This window comes from Sphingomonas arvum, from assembly GCF_026013565.1.
GTDB classification, from domain to species: domain Bacteria; phylum Pseudomonadota; class Alphaproteobacteria; order Sphingomonadales; family Sphingomonadaceae; genus Sphingomicrobium; species Sphingomicrobium arvum.
Map to the genome: position 1 here is coordinate 285,164 of NZ_JAPDOB010000002.1, position 18,540 is coordinate 303,703.

Here is an 18,540-nt window from a genome sequence, read left to right on the forward strand (position 1 = left end):
GCCGACTCATTTCGCGGCGGGGCGGCAGCTGCGCACGGTGCGGGCAAGGGCCGAGGCGAGGTCGGGTAGGGTAAACGGCTTGCTGAGGATGGCCACGTTGGCCGGGCGCTCGCCAATCTCGTCGGCATCGGCATAACCGGTGATGAGCAGCGCTGGCAGGTCCGGGCGCCGCTCGCGGGCTGCGCCGACGATGTCGGTCCCGCTCAGGTGCGGCATCGCATAGTCGCTGAGCAGCAGATCGATGTCGTCGCCATCCTCCTTCAGCAGCTCGAGGGCATCTGCTCCCGACGGCGCTTCGATGACTTGGTGGCCGAGTTCCCGCAGCACGGCGGCGGTGGTCACACGCACCTCGGGGTGGTCGTCAACCAGCAGGATGGTGAGCGGCGGCACATCGGGCGCCTCGATGGCCTGGGCGTCGGGCTCCGCGCGCTGCTCGCCGGCCGTGGCTTCCGGCAGCCAGATGGTGGCGCGGGTGCCCTCACCAGGCGTGCTGTCCAGCTGCAGCGTGCCGCCCGACTGCCGGGCGAAGCCATAGACCATGCTGAGGCCAAGGCCGGTGCCCTTGCCGACGGGTTTGGTGGTGAAGAAGGGCTCCAGCACCTTTTCCATGATCTCGGGCGGAATGCCGGAGCCCTGGTCGGCGACCTCCAAGGCGGCATAGCGGCCGGGCGCGAGTTCCAGCCTGTTGCCGCTTTCCACCAGCCGGCTGCTCGCCGTGGTGGTGATGGTGCCGCCATCGGGCATGGAGTCGCGGGCGTTGATTATGAGGTTCATCAGCGCCAGTTCCAGCTGCGACCGATCGGCGAACGCGCGCCATTCGTAGTCGGGCAGCTGCCATTGCAGCTCCACCAGCCCGCCGAGGGTGTGGCTGAGCAGGTCGTGGACCCCCTTGTGCAACGCGGCCAGGTCCACCGGCGCGGGCTGCAGCTGCTGGCGGCGCGCGAAGGCCAGCAGGCGACCGACCAACTCGGTGCCCTGGTCGGCCGCGCGTCGGGTCATGCCGAGGATCTTGCGATGTTCGTCCGCCAGGTCGGCGCGGCGTTCGATCAGCCCGATGCCGCCCAGCACGGCCGCGAGCAGGTTGTTGAAGTCGTGCGCTATGCCGCCAGTCAGCTTGCCGATCGCGTCCATCTTTTGTGCGTGGACCAGCTGGCTTTCCAGCGTGCGGCGCTCCGTCACGTCGGTCAGGGTGCCGGCATATTCCACCGGGCCGCCGGCAGCGTCCTTCAGCAACACGGCCTGATCGTGAAAGTGCTTGTAGCTGCCGTCGGCGCAGCGCCAGCGGTATTCGACCGATAGCTTTCCGGTACTCGCCCGCTCGTCGAGCGCGCGCAGGACGCGGTCGCGATCCTCTTCGTGCAGGCGGGACGCCCACAGGGTCGGATTTTCCATCACGTGGGCGAACGCGTAGCCCGTAATCCCTTCGAAATCGCCGCTGACGAACGTGGGGCAGCGGGGGTCGCAGGCCAGCGGCTCAAGGTAGAGCAAGATGGGCAACGATTGGATGATCGCCGCCTGCCGCTGCTCGGCCCGGCGCAGTTCCTGCTCGGCGCGGAGCAATTCGGCGTTGGCGCGCAGGTTCGCGTCCAGCAAAGCCTGCTCGTGCCGGGCCTTGCGTTCGATCTCGCGGGTCTTGGCGAACAGGTCCGCGAACACTGCCACCTTGGACCGCAGCACGACTGGATCGACCGGCTTGAACACATAGTCGACCGCGCCCATCGAATAGCCGCGGATCAGGTGCTCCGTCTCCTTGTTGACGGCCGACAGGAATACGATCGGAATGCGCTTGGTCTGCTCACGGCTGCGGATGATCCCCGCCGTTTCGTAGCCGTCCATGCCCGGCATATAGACGTCGAGCAGGATGACGGCGAAGTCACCCTTGAGCAGCTGCCGCAGAGCTTCCTCGCCGGAGCGGGCGACGACGACCTCGCCAATGTCCTCCAGCACCGTCTCGATGGCGAGGAGGTTGCGCTCGTCATCGTCGACCACGAGCACCCGCGCGCGCTCGGCGGCACCGTCGCGATCGGACGGGATCAGTGGGGTGGACAGGTTCACGATTACTCCGCCGCCTCGACCATGGCCGGGCCGTTCGCGGCGTCACGGCCGCGGGCGACCCAGACGCGCAACAGGGCAAGCAGCAGGTCGATGTCGACCGGCTTGGCAATATAGTCGGACGCACCCGCATCCAGGCATTTCTGCCGGTCGCCTTTCATCGCCTTGGCGGTCACCGCGATCAGCGGCACGTCCTTGAGCTGCGGCCGGGAACGGATCTGCTGCATGGTTTCATAGCCGTCCATCTCCGGCATCATGATGTCGATCAGCGCCGCATCGATGCCGTCCGTGCGCTCAAGGATGGCGATGCCCTCCTTGCCCCGCTCAGCGTGCAGCACCTCGACGCCATAGCTTTCGAGTACGCTGGTGAGTGAGAAGATGTTGCGGATGTCGTCGTCGACGATGAGCATCTTGGCGCCGGCCAGTTCCGGCACCTCGCGCACCGGCGCAGGCGCGGCGCGCGGCGCGGCCAACCGCTTGCGCGATCCTTTGCGCGCCTGGCCGAGGAGGTCGCGAAAGACTTTGGCCAGTTCGCCTTGGTCCGCCGGCTTCTCCGTCACGCCGAACGCGCCCATTGACAGCACCGACTCCCGCCGATCCGCGCCGGAGATGACGTGGATGGGAACGTCGCAGGTGTCCGGATCGTGCTTCAGGAGATCGAGCAGCACGAACCCGTCGATGTCGCTGAGGCCAAGGTCGAGGGTGATCGCATGCGGCTTCAGTTTGCGGGCCAGCGCCAGGGTGCCGGCACCGGCGGTCGAGACCACGCCCTTGAGGCCGTTCTCCCGTGCGAGGTCGAGCAGGATGGCGGCAAAGGTCGGGTCGTCCTCGACGATCAGCACGAACGGGTCGCTGCCGAGCTCGTCCCGGTCGTCCTGCACCTCGAACGCGTTGGGCAAGGCGGTGGGCACGTTGGCGCCGCTGTTCTCGTAGCGGGCGCTGCTCGCCCCGACGGGCGCTGTGTCGGCGTGCGCCGCTTCCAGCGGCACGAACAGGGTGAAGGTGGAGCCTTCGCCGGGCGTCGAGCGAACTTGCAATTCGCCGCCGAGCAGGCGGGCGATCTCGCGGCTGATGGACAGGCCGAGGCCGGTACCGCCGTACTTGCGGCTGGTGGTGCCGTCGGCCTGCTGGAAGGCTTCAAAGATCAGCTTCTGCTTGTCCAACGGGATGCCGATACCGGTGTCCGTAACCGCGATCGCAATCGCCCGGTCGCCGTCGCGCAGGACCGGGTGGTTGGGGCTCCAGCCGCCGGTCGCGCAGCTGACGTCGAGCGTGACGCCACCCCGCGCCGTGAACTTGAATGCATTGGACAGCAGGTTGAGCACGATCTGCTGCAGCCGCTTCTCGTCGGTCCGGATCGCGTCGGGCAGCTTGCCATCGAAGTTGACGTTGAAGTCAAGGTTCTTGTCTGCGGCAAGCTGGCGGAACGTGCGCTCCATGTGCTGCTTGAGGCTGACCATCGGCATCTCGCCGACTTCGATGCTGACGGTGCCGGACTCGATCTTTGACAGGTCGAGAATGTCGTTGATGAGGCTGAGCAGGTCGGACCCGGCCGAGTTGATGGTCCGGGCGAACTCAACCTGCTTGTCGTTGAGGTTACCCTGCTGGTTGTCGGCCAGCAGCTTGGACAGGATCAGCAGCGAGTTGAGCGGCGTGCGCAACTCGTGGCTCATGTTGGCAAGGAACTCCGATTTGTACTTGGAGGTCAGCGCCAGCTGCTCGGCCTTTTCCTCGATCGCGCGGCGGGCCATGTCGATCTCGATATTCTTGGCCTCGACCTGCTTCTTCTCGTTCTCGAGCAGCTGCGCCTTTTCCTGCAGCTCCTCGTTGGTGGCGTGCAGCTCTTCCTGCTTGGTGGTGAGCTCGGTCTGGCGGGCCTGCAGCTCCTGCGTCAGCAGCTGCGACTGCTTCAACAGGCCTTCGGTGCGCATGGTGGCGGCGATCGTGTTCAAGACGATGCCGACCGATTCCATCAGCTGGTCGAGGAAGGTCTGGTGGGTTTCGTTGAAGTCGTTGAACGAGGCGAGCTCGATCACCGCCTTGACGTCGTCCTCGAACAGCGCGGGCAGAATGTTGACGTTGGCGGGCGCGGAGTGGCCGAGGCCTGAGCCAATGCGGATGAAGTCGGCCGGCGCGTTCTTGAGCAGGATCGGGCGCTTGTCCGCCGCGGCCTGGCCGACGAGGCCCTCGCGCAGGCTGAACTCGCGGCGCAGCTTGTCGGGGCTGTCGGCGCCGTAACTGGCGACCAGCTCCAGCTTGGTCTCGTCCTCCTCACGCTTGGTGACGTAGAACACGCCATATTGCGCGTTCACCAGCGGCGCCAACTCCGACATGATGAGGTTGGACACGGTGGCGAGGTCACGCTCGCCCTGCAGCATGCGGCTGAACCGGGCGAGGTTGGTCTTGAGCCAATCCTGCTCCGCATTCTTCAAGGTCTGTTCCTTGAGGTTGCGGATCATTTCGTTGATGTTGTCCTTGAGCGCGGCCATTTCGCCGGACGCCTCCACCGCGATGGAGCGCGACAGGTCGCCCTTCGTCACGGCGGTCGCCACGTCAGCAATCGAGCGGACCTGGTTGGTCAGGTTGGCGGCGAGCTGGTTCACGTTGTCGGTCAGGTCGCGCCACAGGCCGGCCGCGCCCGGCACTCGGGCCTGGCCGCCCAGCCGGCCCTCGATGCCGACCTCGCGCGCCATGTTGGTCACCTGGTCGGCGAACGTCGCCAGCGTGTCGATCATGAAGTTGATCGTCTCCGCCAGCGCCGCGATCTCGCCTTTGGCGTCCACCGTCAGCTTGCGCTTCAGGTTGCCCTGGGCGACCGCGGTCACGACCTCGGCGATGCCGCGCACCTGGTTGGTGAGGTTGGTGGCCATGAGGTTCACGTTGTCCGTGAGGTCCTTCCAGGTACCGCCCACGCCCGGCACCTGCGCCTGGCCGCCGAGCTTGCCCTCCGTGCCGACCTCGCGCGCCACGCGGGTCACTTCGGAGGCGAAGCCGTTGAGCTGATCGACCATGGTGTTGATGGTGTTCTTGAGGGCGAGGATTTCGCCCTTCACGTCCACCGTGATCTTCTTGGAAAGGTCGCCCTTGGCCACCGCGGTGGTCACGTCCGCGATGTTGCGGACCTGGCCGGTGAGGTTGGCGGCCATCAGGTTCACGTTGTCGGTGAGGTCGGCCCAGGTCCCCGCGACGCCCGGCACCTGCGCCTGGCCGCCGAGCTTGCCTTCGGTGCCGACCTCGCGCGCCACGCGGGTCACCTCGCCGGCGAAGGAATTGAGCTGATCCACCATGGTGTTGATGGTGCTTTTGAGCTCAAGGATCTCGCCCTTCACGTCGACGGTGATCTTCTTGGACAGGTCGCCGAGCGCCACCGCGGTGGTCACCTCCGCGATGTTGCGCACCTGACCCGTTAGGTTCGCCGCCATGGCGTTCACGTTGTCGGTCAGGTCCTTCCACGTGCCGCCGACGCCGGGCACTTGCGCCTGGCCGCCGAGCTTGCCCTCCGTGCCGACCTCGCGCGCCACGCGGGTCACCTCCGAGGCGAAGCCGTTGAGCTGGTCCACCATCACGTTGATGGTGTTCTTGAGCTCCAGGATCTCGCCCTTCACGTCCACCGTGATCTTCTTCGACAAGTCGCCACGGGCCACGGCGGTGGTCACCTCGGCGATGTTGCGGACCTGACCGGTCAGGTTGCCTGCCATCAGGTTCACGCTTTCGGTCAGGTCGGCCCAGGTGCCGGCGACGCCTTCCACCTGCGCCTGGCCGCCAAGCTTGCCTTCCGAGCCCACTTCGCGCGCCACGCGGGTCACCTCGGATGCGAAGCTGTTGAGCTGGTCCACCATGGTGTTGATGGTGTTCTTAAGCTCGAGGATTTCGCCCTTCACGTCGACGGTGATCTTCTTGGACAAATCGCCCTTGGCCACTGCGGTCGTCACCTCGGCGATGTTGCGAACCTGACCGGTCAGGTTGCCGGCCATCAGGTTCACGCTGTCCGTGAGGTCGGCCCAGGTGCCGCCGACGCCGGGCACCTGCGCCTGGCCACCCAGTTTGCCCTCCGAGCCCACTTCGCGCGCCACGCGGGTCACCTCGGACGCGAAAGAATTCAGCTGGTCCACCATGGTGTTGATGGTGTTCTTGAGCTCGAGGATCTCGCCGCGCACGTCGACGGTGATCTTCTTGGACAAGTCCCCGCGGGCTACCGCGGTGGTCACTTCCGCGATGTTGCGGACCTGACCGGTAAGGTTCGCCGCCATGGAGTTCACGTTGTTGGTCAGGTCGGCCCAGGTACCGGCGACACCCGGCACCTGCGCCTGCCCGCCAAGCTTGCCCTCCGTGCCAACTTCGCGGGCCACGCGAGTCACTTCGGAAGCGAAGCCGTTAAGCTGATCCACCATGGTGTTGATGGTGTTCTTCAGCTCCAGAATCTCGCCGCGCACGTCCACGGTGATTTTCTTGGAAAGATCGCCCTTCGCCACCGCGGTGGTCACTTCGGCGATGTTGCGGACCTGTCCCGTGAGGTTGTCGGCCATCAGGTTGACGTTATCGGTGAGGTCCTTCCAGGTGCCGGCGACGCCTTCCACCCGGGCCTGGCCGCCAAGCTTGCCCTCGGTGCCGACCTCACGCGCCACGCGAGTCACCTCCGAGGCGAAGCCGTTGAGCTGATCCACCATCACGTTGATGGTGTTCTTGAGCTCCAGGATCTCGCCCTTCACCTCCACGGTGATTTTCTTCGACAGGTCGCCGCGGGCAACGGCGGTGGTCACCTCGGCGATGTTGCGGACTTGGCCCGTCAGGTTAGTGGCCATGGCGTTCACGTTGTCGGTGAGGTCCTTCCAGGTACCGGCGACGCCCTTCACGTTTGCCTGGCCGCCCAGCTTGCCCTCGGTGCCGACCTCGCGCGCCACGCGGGTCACCTCGGCCGAGAAGGAACCGAGCTGCTCGACCATGGTGTTCACGACCTTGCCGATACGCAGGAACTCGCCCCGTAGCGGGCGGCCATCGATCTCGACGGTCATGGTCTGGGACAGGTCGCCCTTGGCCACGGCGCCGATCACGCGCGACACTTCCGCGGTCGGCTGCACCATGTCCTCGATCAGTTCGTTGACCGAGCGGATGGCTGTGTCCCACCCGCCCCGGGCGTTCTTCACCTGCCCGCGCTGGCTGATCTTGCCTTCCTTGCCGACGACCTGGGACAGGCGCTCGAATTCCTGCGCCATGTCCTCGTTCAAGGAGACGACTTCGTTGAACAGCGACGCGATTTCGGCGTCGATGCCTTCGGCGTCCTCCGGCATTCGAACGGTGAAATCGCCGCGGCGAAGCGCACGAAGAGCGGTGACGAGCTGGCGGCGATCAAAGGATCCGCGCGAGGCCTGAACGTTCAATTATCTCTCCGTGTTCGCTTCTCCCCCCGCCCGGTTGAGGCAGCCCCCCGGCTGCCGAGCTGTCTTGAATGAAAGGGCTTTCCTTTACACGCGGTGAAAATCAAGTCCTCTGTCGTCTGCTCGACCAACGGGGTTGTGCCGTTTCGACTCAGGCTGCTAGCCGGACGGGCGATGATACGCCCCGAGGAGATCACCAGTTTTGTCTCTGGCAGCTTCCGTTCGGTATGGGCGCTGGAGCTGCTGCTGCTGCTGAAGCGCCAGCCAGGGCAGCATGCCGTTACGGAGCTTGTAGGCATGCTGCGCGCGAGCGACCTGGTTGTCCGACAAGCGCTCCACGACCTGATCGCGGCGGGGCTGGTGGCGGTGGACGAGGCGGGGCGGGCCAACTTCGCGCCGGCGTCTGCCGACCTCGCGGCGCTCGCCGACGGCGCGCAGGAGCTGTACGCGCGCCGGCCGGACGCCGTCCGCCGGCTGATCGTGTCTGGCCAGGCGCGCGGCCTGACCGCATTCGCCGATGCCTTCCGGTTGAGAAAGGACTGACCATGCAGCCGATCTTCGCCGCCGCCGTCTACCTGCTTTGCTTTGGTACCAGCAGCGCCTGTGCCGTCCTGCTTGCCCGAGGCTATGCGCGCAGCGGGGCGCGGCTGCTGCTATGGAGCGCGATCTGCTTCGCTTTTCTCGGCCTTAACAATTTGCTGCTGGTGGTGGACCTGCTGGTGTGGCCGCAGCTGGACCTACGCTCGTGGCGGCTGGTGCTGTCACTGGTCGGCATGGGAGTGCTGCTGTTTGGATTCATCTGGGACCAGGAAGAGGCATGACCCTGTACGATTTCCTGTCGGGCATGCTGGTCGCGGCCTTCCTGGTCGCCGCGTTGTTCTTTCTGCGCTTCTGGCGACGGACCGGCGACCCTTTGTTCCGCTCCTTCGCTGCCGCCTTCCTGCTGCTGGGCGTCGGGCAAACCCTGCTGGCGCTCTGTGGACTGCCGATCGAGGAGCGGAGCTGGATCTACCTCATCAGGCTGACAGCGTTTCTGCTGATCCTGGCCGCCGTCTTCCGTAAGAACCGGTCGGCCGTGGGCTAGGACAGCAGCCGCGTGTTGCGTGAACTGATCGTCTCCACGGTGATGGTGGTGCTGACCGTGCTGGTGCACGGCGGCGGGTTGGTAGTGCTCGGCCGCCTGCTCGGGCTGGAGAAGCGGCGGGAGAATGCCGAGCATCTGCATCCGGCCTCGATGCGAAGCCTGGGGATGGTGCTGTTCACGGTGCTGGCGCTGATCGGCCTGCATGGGATCGAGATCTGGCTGTACGGCCTGTTGTACCTCGCCGTCGGCGCCATCCACGATTTGCGCGAGGCGGTCTATTTCTCGACCATCACCTATGGTGCGATCGGCTACAGCGACGCCGTCATGGCCGAGCGATGGCGGCTGGTGTCAGCGATCGAAGGGATCAACGGCATCCTGATGATAGGCTGGTCGACGGCGCTGCTGATCAGGGTAGTTGGTCTGCTGCGGCGGGTCTGAAGCGAGGTGGTGCCCAGGGACGGGATCGAACCGCCGACACTGCGATTTTCAGTCGCATGCTCTACCAACTGAGCTACCTGGGCCCACGGGCGCGATGAAGGACCACCGCGCGAGGCGAGCGGCTCCCTAGCCGTGCCCCCCGTCGCTGTCCAGCCCGGGATCGGCCGGCGGACCGGGAATGCGATAACCCTCGCCAAGCCATTGCAGCAGGTCGCGGTCCTTGCACCCGCGGCTGCAGAACGGGGCATGGTCGGGCGCGACCGGGCGGTCGCACAGCGGGCAGGTCTTAGCTGGGCTCGGCATGGCCAGCGGAGATGGCAAGCCGCGGGTCGGACCGCAAGGCGACGGCACCGCCGACCTGACGAGCAAGCTGATCGGTCCAGTCGGGCTGTCGTTCCAGGGCGGCGATTACGGCCGGATGGGCGGCGAGCGTGAGGGCGCCGACGTGGGTACAGGCACGGCGCAGCAGGGCGCGAGCCTCGGCTGCGGCGCGATCGCCGGCGTATATCTCGGGAAGCGAGGCGTGGCGGCGTGGACGGACGATCTGGACAAAGCCGAAGCCGTTCACTGCCGTGCGCTCGAACGGCACGCCGGCGAGAACGGCGTCGATTGCAGCCGCAGCCGCAGCCCGAGGAGCCTTGCCGTGGGTGGTGGGCAGGTCGATGCCGATCGAGCCGCCGACGCCAAAGCGGCGGATGGAGTGGGCAGCAGCCCTGGCGCCGGCCACGGCGAGCTCGTCGGGCGGGAGCGTGCCGTCTACGTCCAGCAGACACATCGCGGGGGTGAGTGACAGACGGAGCTGGCCGCCGCGGAAGTCGATCAGGCCGGTGGCGGCTTCGTCGAGCAGGTCGGACCAGCCCGCACGGTCGAGCTCGCCGATTGTGGCGGATCGGGGGGAAGGATGCGGGGTGGGCGTTTCTGCGGCCGGGCGGGCGAGCGGGCGTTTCCACGGCTCGGTGCCAGGGATGGCCTCACGCACGATCTCCAGGCGAAGGAGGGCGCCCTCGGCCACGCCGGCGGGGCGATGGGGGAGGAGCAGTTCGGTGCTGTCCGGGGCCACCGCTAACGCGTTGCGGCCGTTCGTGCCGACGGAAACCAGACGGGCGTCCACGATCGTCCCTGCGGGCAGGATGCCGTCCAGCAGAATGCGAGCCTCGATGATCTGGTCGGCTTCGAGCAGCGCGAAGCGGGTTTCCCCGATACCGCGCTCCACGACCCAGTCAGGCAAGGGGATAGCCCGCGGCCTTGAGCAGGTGCCGGGTCTCGGCCAGCGGCAAGCCGACCACGTTGGAATAGCTGCCGCCGATGTGGCGGACGTAGACCTCGCCATAGCCCTGCAGGGCGTAGCCCCCGGCCTTGCCGCGCCATTCGCCATGGCCGGCATAGTAGTCGATCTCCTCCGGAGAGAGCCGCTTCATGGCGATGGTGGTCTCGACCACCCGGGTGCGCAGCTTCTGTCCCGGCGCGGCCAGGGCGACGCCCGTCATCACGCGGTGGCGGCGCCCGCTTAGGAGCGCCATGCAGGTACGCAGCGTGGCTTCGTCCTCGACCTTGGGGAGAATTCGGCGGCCGACCGCGACCACGGTGTCGGCGGCGAGGACCAGCGCCTCGGGCTCGCGCTCCGCCACCGCCGCCGCCTTCTCGCTGGCGAGGCGCAGGGCATGGTCTCGCGGAAGCTCGCCGCCGGGCACGCTCTCGTCGATGTCGGCGGGCAGCACGGCGTCGGGCGTGACGCCGATCCGGGCGAGCAAGTCCAGGCGGCGCGGGCTCGCCGAGGCGAGGATCAGCCGCATGGGGCTGCCTTAGCCGTTGTAGCCGGGCGGTCCTGCGCGGCCGGGCATGAAGCGGTAGGTGATGCGACCCTTGGTCAGGTCGTAGGGCGTCAGTTCCACCAGCACTTCGTCGCCGGTGAGGACGCGGATGCGGTTCTTGCGCATCTTGCCGGCGGTGTGGCCGAGGATCTCATGGCCGTTCTCGAGCTCGACGCGGAACATGGCATTGGGCAGCAGTTCCACCACGCGTCCGCGCATTTCGAGAAGTTCTTCCTTGGCCATGCAATTCCTTGTGCTCAAGCGGATTGAAGTCGCGGCCCCTTAGCGGGAGGGCGACGAAAAGGGAAGGCGGGCGGCAGCTTGCTACTAGCTTCGGCGGTTCCGAAGAGAACGAAGGCATCACCACCGTGATGCGCTTCGGGTCACCCTTGGGACGTTTCGCACGCCCCATGTGGCCTCTGGTTCAACATTTTGAAAGAGCCCGAGTACGCAAGATCGCCAGAGGAGAGCAGGCGAAATCCTGTTGCTCAAGGCGTTCGGTGAATGTCCGCTCTGGGTGGATAGCGGACGTTAGCGTCGTTGCAAACGCAGGTGCCGAAAGCCCCAGAACAATAGCACCGCGCCGAATCCGCAGGCGACCCGTCCTGCCCACATCTCATCCACTTTGTGCATGCCGCCCCATAGCCAATCGCCAATCACAAGACCGAAGGTAAAGACGAGCATGAAGACTGCAAACGAACGGACATTCATTAAGTCAGGATAGCAATCAGTCGAATGTCCGCAATGGGTCGGAAGCGGACATCGAGCGCGGCCGTCCCTTCACCAACGAAGCAGGGGCGGCAGGACCGGCCTGCCGCCCCTCTTTCGTCTGACCAGTTGTTCGAGGATCAGCCGGCGCCGTGGCCCGCCAGCGCGGCGAGCAGCAACAGGGCGACGATGTTGGTGATCTTGATCATCGGATTGACGGCGGGCCCCGCGGTGTCCTTGTAGGGATCGCCGACCGTGTCGCCGGTCACCGCCGCTTTGTGGGCTTCCGAGCCCTTGCCGCCGTGGTTGCCGTCCTCGATGTACTTCTTGGCATTGTCCCAGGCGCCGCCGCCGGAGGTCATCGAGATGGCGACGAACAGGCCCGACACGATCACGCCCAGCAACAGGGCGCCCAGGGCCGCGAAGCCCTGCTCACGCCCGGCCACCGCGGCGATCACGAAGTAGACGACGATCGGCGTCAGCACCGGCAGCAGCGACGGCACGATCATCTCCTTGATCGCCGCACGGGTGACCAGGTCGACGGTGCGGGCGTAGTTGGGACGGCTGGTGCCAGCCATGATGCCCTTGTCGTTGGCGAACTGGTCGCGGACGTCGATCACCACGTTGCCGGCCGCCCGCCCGACGGCGGTCATGCCCATCGCCCCGAACAGGTAGGGCAGCAGGGCACCAAGCAGCAGGCCGACCACGACATACGGGTTGGACAGGCTGAAATCGACCGCGTTGCCGCCGCCGATGCCGAGCTCGGTCGAGAACTCGCGCAAGTCGGTGGTGTAGGCGCCGAACAGCACCAGCGCCGCCAGCGCGGCCGAGCCGATGGCATAGCCCTTGGTCACCGCCTTGGTGGTGTTGCCAACCGCGTCGAGGGCATCGGTGCGATGGCGCACCTCGTCCTCCATGCCGCTCATTTCCGCGATGCCGCCGGCATTGTCGGTGACCGGGCCATAGGCATCGAGGGCGACGACCATGCCCGCCAGCGCCAGCATGGCGGTGGCGGCGAAGGCGATTCCGATCAGGCCGGCAAGCAGGTAGGAAGCGATGATCGCGACGCAGATCACGATCGTCGGCAGGGCGGTCGATTCAAGGCTGATCGCCAAGCCCTGAATGACGTTGGTGCCGTGGCCGGTTTCCGATGCCTTGGCGATCGACTTCACGGGGCGGTACTTGGTTCCGGTGTAATATTCGGTGATCCAGACCAGCAAGGCGGTGACGCCCAGGCCAATCATCATGCACCAGAACAGGTCCCAGCCAGTGAAGCCGCCGGTCTGGGCCGCCACGGCCGAGCCGGCATCGAGGTCGGTTCCCGCCGCCTCCGCACCGCCGATCTGCTGGTTGAGATCGCCGAGCGTCAGGCGGGTGGCGATGAACAGCGCCGGGATCGACAGCAGCGCCGTGGTCCAGAACCCCTTGTAGAGCGCGCCCATGATCGATTGGCCGCGGCCGAGCCGCACCATGTAGGTGCCGATGATCGAAGTGATGATGCACACGCCACCCACGATCAGCGGCAGGCTCATCAGCGCCAGGATGTCACCCGCCGCATTACCGATCAGCAGCGCGGTCAGCACCATGGTGGCGCCCACGGTCACGACATAGGTCTCGAACAGGTCGGCCGCCATGCCGGCGCAGTCGCCGACGTTGTCGCCAACGTTGTCGGCGATCACGGCCGGGTTGCGGGGATCGTCTTCCGGGATGCCGGCCTCCACCTTGCCGACCAGGTCGGCGCCGACGTCGGCCGCCTTGGTGAAGATGCCGCCGCCAAGACGCGCGAAGATGGAGATGAGCGAGGCGCCGAACGCGAGGGCGACCAGCGCATCGACCACGGCGCGGTCGTTAGGCGCATGGCCGCGGACGGCGACCATTACGTAAAAGAAGCCGGAAATGGCGAGCAGCGCCAGGCCGGCCACCAGCATGCCGGTGATGGCGCCAGAGCGGAAGGCCGTGGTGAGGCCGCCCTGCAGCGAAGTGCGGGCCGCCTCCGCCGTGCGGACGTTGGCCTTGACCGAGATGTTCATGCCGATGAAGCCGGCGACACCCGACAGGATGGCGCCAACGATGAAGCCAATGGCGGGGGTGAGGCCGAGGAAGAGACCGACCAGCACGGCGACGACCACGCCGACGATCGCGATGGTGGTGTACTGACGGGCGAGGTAGGCGCGGGCGCCTTCCTGGATGGCCCCGGCGATGTCGACCATTCGCTGGTTACCGGCCGGCTGAGCCAGGACCTGACGGCTGGTCAGCAGTCCGTAGAGCACGGCGATCACCCCGCAGGCGATCGCGATCAAGGTCACGGTCATGGGTTGTTTGCTTCCCCTGTTACGAAGGGGCGGCAGGACACCGCCCGCGTAGACGGGGCGAAGTTGTAACGACGAAACGGGGGCTGTCTAGGCCGCCAGCAGAAGCGCGGTGAGGCCGCCGCAGGCGAGGCCGGCCAGGGCGATGGCGAGGCGGCGCCAGTCAGGAAGTGCGATGTTCATGGCCCAGGCGCTCCGGCAGCGGAACGGCGCCCCCGCTGTCGTGCAGCGCAAGGCCGCTGCCCGGCGCGAGGGTGCCGATGCGGGTGAGCCTGGCGTCGGCCGGTAAAGATAGGGTGAACGGGTCGAGGCCGGCCGGCAGCGCGGCGAGCAGGGCATAGTCGTCGCCGCCAGTCGCGGCGAACAGCCGGGCGGCGCGCCCGGCGCCGCGCTCGGCGACGAAAGCGCTGGAAAGGGGCAGGGCGTCGAGGTCCAGGTCAGCTCCGCACCCGCTCGCGCCCGCTAGCCGAGCGCAGTCGAGCAGCAGCCCATCCGACACGTCCATCATGGCCGAGGCGCCCGTCGCCAGGGCACGGCCCGCCGCGAGCAAAGGCACCGGGCGCCGATAAGTGTCCACCAGCACACCGGTGCTGCGCGGGTCGGCGCCGAGGAGTTGCAAGCCGGCGGCGCTGTCGCCGATGGTGCCGGCGAGCCACAAGGCGTCCCCGGGTTGGCCACCGGACCGGGCCGGAACGCGGCCATCCGAACGGCCGACCACGGTAAGGCCGAGCACTCGTGGAGCGCCCGCCGGCAGGGCGATCGTGTCGCCGCCGATCAACGGCAGGCCGTAGCTTTCGCACGCGGCAGCGAGGCCGTCGAGGAAGGCTTGCTCCCACTCGCCGTCTCCTCGGAGCGTCAGGGACAGCAGCGCGGCGGCAGGCACGGCCCCCTTGGCGGCGATGTCGGACAGGTTCACCGCCGCCAGCTTCCAGCCGACGGAGGCGGGGGGGTCGTCGGGGAGGTAGTGAACCCCTTCGGCGATCGTGTCGTGGGTCAAAACAAGGTCGCCGAGCACCGCGGCATCGTCCAGCAACCCGCGTGCGGCCGGGTCAGTGGCGATACTGCGGAGTTGCTGGAGGAGGTCGAACTCGGTCGTCATGAACCGACCTTACCGTCATTGCGAACGAAGCGAAGCAATCCGGTGTTATTCAATGCACTGCATCGCCGCGTTGCCTGCGGCTCGACGCTACTTCCGCGCGTCCTTGGCGATGGTGTCGAGGAGCCCGTTCACGAACGACACTTCCTTCTTGTCGTAGAAAGCGTGGGCGACGTCGAGATATTCGCTGATGACGCTGCCGACCGGCACGTCGGCGCGAGCGAGCAGTTCGAACGTGCCCGCCCGCAGGATGGCGCGCATCGGGCGATCAAGGCGCTCCAGCTTCCAGCCCTCGGCAAGATTGGCGGAGATCAGGCGCTCGATCTCGTCCCGGCGGGCCTCGGCCCCGCGCACCACGTCGTCGAAGAAGTCGACCTCGGCATCGACCAGTTCGTTGTCGTCGATGGTCTCGCCCAGCCGGTGCTGGTGGTATTCGTGGAGCAGCTGAGGGACCGGCTTGGGCTCCATCTCCAGCTGGTAGAGGGCCTGGACGGCAGCGAGCCGCGCGGCGGAGCGCGAGCGGGAACGGGCGAGAGCGGTCATGAGGCGCGGGCCTATGCCCGTTTGGCCAGCTCAAGGAAAGGCTTGAGGGCGGCGGCAACGGCCTGCGGGTTCTCCCAGGGGACGAAATGACCGGCGTCGGGGACACGGACGATGGTGAGGTCGTCCACCAGCGTGTCGAGGCCGTCCAGCTGTATTGGAAGCAGCGCCTTGTCGTTCATGCCCCAGACGACGAGGGTCGGGACCTTCACTTTCGGGAAGGCCTTGAGCAGGAAGTCGGGCAACGGCACGGTTACGGACGGCGGCGGGACGATCACGGCGGCCGCCCGGTACCAGTTGAGCATGGCGGTAAACACGCCCGGCTGGGTCCAGTCGGCCAGGTACTGCGCCTTCTCCTCCGGCGAGATCAGCCCGCGCTCGACATAGTCGCCGAAGCCCTTGGCGAAGAACGTGTCCCAGCCCATCGCCTCCACCGCCTGCTCAAACCCGGGGGTGCGGAAAGCGGTGATGTACTGGCTGGCGGCGCGCTGGTCGGCGTCTTCGATCAGGCTTTTCTGGAAGATGACGGGGTGCGGCGCGTTGACGATGGCGAGGCGAGTGAGCCGGGGATCACCGCGCAGGGCGGCCGCCCAGGCCACTGCGCCGCCCCAGTCGTGACCGACCAGGGTAAAATCGTCCAGGCCAAGCCGGTCGACCAGCGCGAACAGGTCGGCGACGATCTTGTCGGTACTATACTCGTCCTTGTCCTGCGGCGCGTCTGATGCTGCGAACCCGCGCTGGTCGGGCATGATCAGGCGGTAGTGGTCCTCCAGCAGCGGCACGAGCCCGCGCCAGGTGCGGTGGGATTCGGGAAAGCCGTGGAGGAAGAGGATTGCGGGACCGTCCTCCGGGCCCGCGAGGGCAGTGTTGAGGGTGACGCCGGTGGGCAGCGGGATCTTCTCGAAGCGCACGTCAGCCTCCGTCATTGCGAGCGAACGTGGAACAATCCAGTTCCTGTCGCCGCCGTCAAGAAGACTAGCCTTGCGGGCCACGCGCACTCGGGCGCAGCGCCGACATAAGCCGCTTGCCGCTCGCAACGGTGATGTCCGCTTTCGACCCATTGCGGACATTAGGAGACGAGCGCATCGGTCTTAGAATGCGAAGCCTGCACGTCGGAATGATCCTCTGTGCGATTGCCCTCGTCATGCCAGCCGATGCGGCACACGGCACTTCCACCGTCTGCTCAAATCCGAAGCGTGCGGGGGTAAGGGAGACTGCGACACTGCTGCTTCCTTGGTCGAAGGTTGAGGAGTTGTCCCGTATGCTGAAGGCCTCCTCCGCCAAGACGCTAGGTATGTCCTTCAGTCGTGTGAACTCGGGCTACGAGGGGAAGCCGACGACTAAGAAGACAATCATTCTTCAGAGTCCCAAGGTGAGCGTAGCAATCGCAATTACTGCCCGGAGCGGCAGCGCCGCATCCCAAGTCACAGTCGAGCGGACATGTATCAACGATGCGCTTGAGCCATGGCTGCCGTTCTGGAAGCGATTTCGTACAGTCCTGGGTAGTCGGGGTTACACGCTTAAGCTGTAAGCTCGGCCTCAGCCATTATGCCCGATTTTCCACCCATTGCGGACATGAGGCTGTCGGATATGCTGCGGGCCTATGGACGCCAGAGAAGCCTACGAGACCATCCTGAGTGCATTACATGCCGACCCCCGCAAGCGGATCGTCAGCAGCCTATTCGAAGAGGCGAACTTCGGATACTTCCTCATCGGCTTTGAAGACGAGGGTCGAGCTAAGTCGATACTGCACGACAGGGGTGAACTCGTTCTCTGCGGCGACCTACACGGCAGTCAAGATTGCACGACGGCCCTTGCTTCTCTCGCGACGGCTGACCAGCCAACAGCCATTCGTGCGCTCAACTTCTAACGTCCGATTTCCACCCGAAAAAGACATTGGCGCTGGATCGTTCAGGGATAGCTGACCGTCAGCGGGATCTCGGGCAGCGGGATCGACTCGCCCTTGTCGTCGGGCGGCAAGGTGAACTCGCCGGCTTTCCAGGCGCGTTTGGCTTCGTTGATGCGCTCGCGGCTGGAGGAGACGAAGTTCCACCAGACGAGGCGCTCGCCGTCCATCGGCGCGCCGCCGCACAGCATCAGGCGGGCGCCGCTCATCGAGCGGAGCACCGGCGTGTGGCCGGGGGCGAGGAGGACGAGGTGCTGCGGCATGAGAGCGTGGCCATCGATGCTGGCCTCGCCGTCGAGCAGGTAGACGGCGCGCTCGTCCGCTTCGCGTTCGAGCTGGAGGCTGGCGCCCGGCTCGAGGTGGATCGCGGCGTAGATGGTGGGGCTGTGCTGCGTCACGGGTGAGCGGGCGCCATAGGCTTCGCCCATGATGAGGTTGAGGCGAACGCCATCGCCTTCGATCCACGGCAGGCGATCGGCGGCGACATGCTCGAAGCCGGCGTCCTGCTCCTCGCTGGCGCGAGGCAGGGCGAGCCAAGTTTGAATGCCGTCGAGCGTCGGCCCGGCGTTGCGCTGGTCGGCAGGGGAGCGTTCGGAGTGGGCGATGCCGCGGCCGGCGGTCATCAGGTTGACCGCGCCCGGCTCGATCCGCTGCACGGTGCCGAGGCTGTCGCGGTGATCGATCGCGCCGTCGAACAGGTAGGTCACGGTGGCGAGGTTGATATGCGGGTGGGGGCGAACGTCGATGCCCTCGCCGACGCCGAGGCGGGCCGGTCCCATCTGGTCGAAGAAGATGAAGGGTCCGACCATGGTCCGCTGCTTGTGCGGCAGGGTGCGGTGGACCTTGAAGCCGCCCAGGTCATGGGTGACGGGGGCGAGGTCGAGCAGGATCGGGGGACCTTCCATCCCCCACGCTATATCAGGCTGCTTCGCCGGGAGCGACCGCGCGGATGGCGAGGGCATGAACACGCGATTCCATCAACTCGCCCAAGGCTTTGTAGACCAGCCGCTGGCGCGCGACCCTGTTTAGGCCAGCGAAGGCGGTGGCCTCGATGAGAAGGCTGAAGTGCGACTCGCCATCGGGATTGTAGCCGCCATGCCCACGATGCTTTTCGCTATCGTCGGATAGTTGGAAGCGGCTGGGCTGCAGTGCCTCCTGCAGGCGGCGAGTCATTTCCCGTGCGACCGGGCCGATGGAAGGGGCGTTCATGCGACCTATATA

Annotated in this window: 17 protein-coding genes and 1 tRNA gene; 5 read left to right on the forward strand and 13 right to left on the reverse strand. The window is 66.4% G+C overall.

Annotated features, from left to right (window positions below; translation table 11 throughout):
• Window positions 1–6: 6 nt before the first annotated feature.
• Both OMW55_RS08905 and OMW55_RS08910 read right to left on the reverse strand, forming a co-directional pair.
• Window positions 7–2,055: a response regulator gene (locus OMW55_RS08905; protein ID WP_264882500.1), complete on the reverse strand. Its 2,049-nt coding sequence runs from the start codon at window positions 2,053–2,055 to the stop codon at window positions 7–9.
• A 2-nt stretch (window positions 2,056–2,057) separates the two neighbouring features.
• Complete coding sequence (locus OMW55_RS08910) at window positions 2,058–7,430, reverse strand: HAMP domain-containing protein (RefSeq protein ID WP_264882501.1); 5,373 nt, start codon at window positions 7,428–7,430, stop codon at window positions 2,058–2,060.
• Window positions 7,431–7,601: 171 nt separating this feature from the next.
• Here OMW55_RS08910 and OMW55_RS08915 point away from each other — a divergent pair, with 171 nt between their 5' ends.
• The 4 genes from OMW55_RS08915 to OMW55_RS08930 are packed head-to-tail and all read left to right on the forward strand — an operon-like array spanning window position 7,602 to window position 8,949.
• Window positions 7,602–7,970 (forward strand): hypothetical protein, encoded by a 369-nt coding sequence (locus OMW55_RS08915; protein ID WP_264882503.1) that lies wholly within the window; start codon window positions 7,602–7,604, stop codon window positions 7,968–7,970.
• Between the two features lie 2 nt (window positions 7,971–7,972).
• Window positions 7,973–8,248, forward strand: a complete 276-nt coding sequence (locus OMW55_RS08920) for a DUF5985 family protein (RefSeq protein WP_264882504.1) — start codon at window positions 7,973–7,975, stop codon at window positions 8,246–8,248.
• The gene (locus OMW55_RS08925) at window positions 8,245–8,511 is read left to right on the forward strand and encodes a DUF5985 family protein (RefSeq protein WP_264882505.1); all 267 of its coding nucleotides are present in this window, start codon (window positions 8,245–8,247) and stop codon (window positions 8,509–8,511) included. The genes OMW55_RS08920 and OMW55_RS08925 overlap by 4 nt, the downstream gene beginning before the upstream one ends.
• A 12-nt stretch (window positions 8,512–8,523) precedes the next feature.
• Complete coding sequence (locus tag OMW55_RS08930; protein WP_264882507.1) at window positions 8,524–8,949, forward strand: potassium channel family protein; 426 nt, start codon at window positions 8,524–8,526, stop codon at window positions 8,947–8,949.
• Between the two features lie 7 nt (window positions 8,950–8,956).
• Here OMW55_RS08930 and OMW55_RS08935 read toward each other — a convergent pair.
• From OMW55_RS08935 to OMW55_RS08975, 9 genes are all read right to left on the reverse strand, one after another.
• Window positions 8,957–9,032: transfer RNA gene (locus OMW55_RS08935), tRNA-Phe, on the reverse strand.
• 43 nt (window positions 9,033–9,075) lie between these two features.
• Window positions 9,076–9,252 carry a DNA gyrase inhibitor YacG gene (locus tag OMW55_RS08940; RefSeq protein WP_264882509.1) on the reverse strand — a complete coding sequence of 59 codons (177 nt, stop codon included), beginning with the start codon at window positions 9,250–9,252 and terminating at the stop codon, window positions 9,076–9,078.
• A complete protein-coding gene (locus OMW55_RS08945; RefSeq protein ID WP_264882510.1) occupies window positions 9,236–10,177 on the reverse strand; it encodes a ribonuclease in 942 nt (313 codons plus the stop codon). The genes OMW55_RS08940 and OMW55_RS08945 overlap by 17 nt, the downstream gene beginning before the upstream one ends.
• Entirely contained in the window at window positions 10,170–10,742 is a 573-nt protein-coding gene (locus OMW55_RS08950) for a Maf family protein (RefSeq protein WP_264882511.1), read from the reverse strand. Before OMW55_RS08950 ends, OMW55_RS08945 begins: the two co-directional genes overlap by 8 nt.
• 9 nt (window positions 10,743–10,751) lie before the next feature.
• On the reverse strand, window positions 10,752–11,003 hold the full coding sequence (gene infA, locus OMW55_RS08955) for a translation initiation factor IF-1 (RefSeq protein WP_114227326.1): 252 nt from the start codon (window positions 11,001–11,003) through the stop codon (window positions 10,752–10,754).
• 605 nt (window positions 11,004–11,608) lie between these two features.
• Window positions 11,609–13,780 (reverse strand): sodium-translocating pyrophosphatase, encoded by a 2,172-nt coding sequence (locus tag OMW55_RS08960; protein ID WP_264882514.1) that lies wholly within the window; start codon window positions 13,778–13,780, stop codon window positions 11,609–11,611.
• A 160-nt stretch (window positions 13,781–13,940) separates the two neighbouring features.
• The gene (thiL, locus tag OMW55_RS08965) at window positions 13,941–14,876 is read right to left on the reverse strand and encodes a thiamine-phosphate kinase (protein ID WP_264882516.1); all 936 of its coding nucleotides are present in this window, start codon (window positions 14,874–14,876) and stop codon (window positions 13,941–13,943) included.
• A gap of 87 nt (window positions 14,877–14,963) precedes the next feature.
• Window positions 14,964–15,416: a transcription antitermination factor NusB gene (nusB, locus tag OMW55_RS08970; RefSeq protein ID WP_264882518.1), complete on the reverse strand. Its 453-nt coding sequence runs from the start codon at window positions 15,414–15,416 to the stop codon at window positions 14,964–14,966.
• A gap of 11 nt (window positions 15,417–15,427) precedes the next feature.
• Window positions 15,428–16,339: an alpha/beta fold hydrolase gene (locus OMW55_RS08975; protein ID WP_264882519.1), complete on the reverse strand. Its 912-nt coding sequence runs from the start codon at window positions 16,337–16,339 to the stop codon at window positions 15,428–15,430.
• A gap of 677 nt (window positions 16,340–17,016) precedes the next feature.
• On the opposite strand from OMW55_RS08975, the gene OMW55_RS08980 reads away from it, so the two are divergent.
• Complete coding sequence (locus OMW55_RS08980; RefSeq protein ID WP_264882521.1) at window positions 17,017–17,283, forward strand: hypothetical protein; 267 nt, start codon at window positions 17,017–17,019, stop codon at window positions 17,281–17,283.
• A gap of 41 nt (window positions 17,284–17,324) precedes the next feature.
• Here the strand turns inward: OMW55_RS08980 and OMW55_RS08985 are convergent, their stop codons facing one another.
• The gene (locus tag OMW55_RS08985) at window positions 17,325–18,224 is read right to left on the reverse strand and encodes a pirin family protein (protein ID WP_264882523.1); all 900 of its coding nucleotides are present in this window, start codon (window positions 18,222–18,224) and stop codon (window positions 17,325–17,327) included.
• A gap of 13 nt (window positions 18,225–18,237) precedes the next feature.
• Window positions 18,238–18,528: a BolA family protein gene (locus tag OMW55_RS08990; RefSeq protein ID WP_264882524.1), complete on the reverse strand. Its 291-nt coding sequence runs from the start codon at window positions 18,526–18,528 to the stop codon at window positions 18,238–18,240.
• Between the last annotated feature and the right edge of the window lie 12 nt (window positions 18,529–18,540).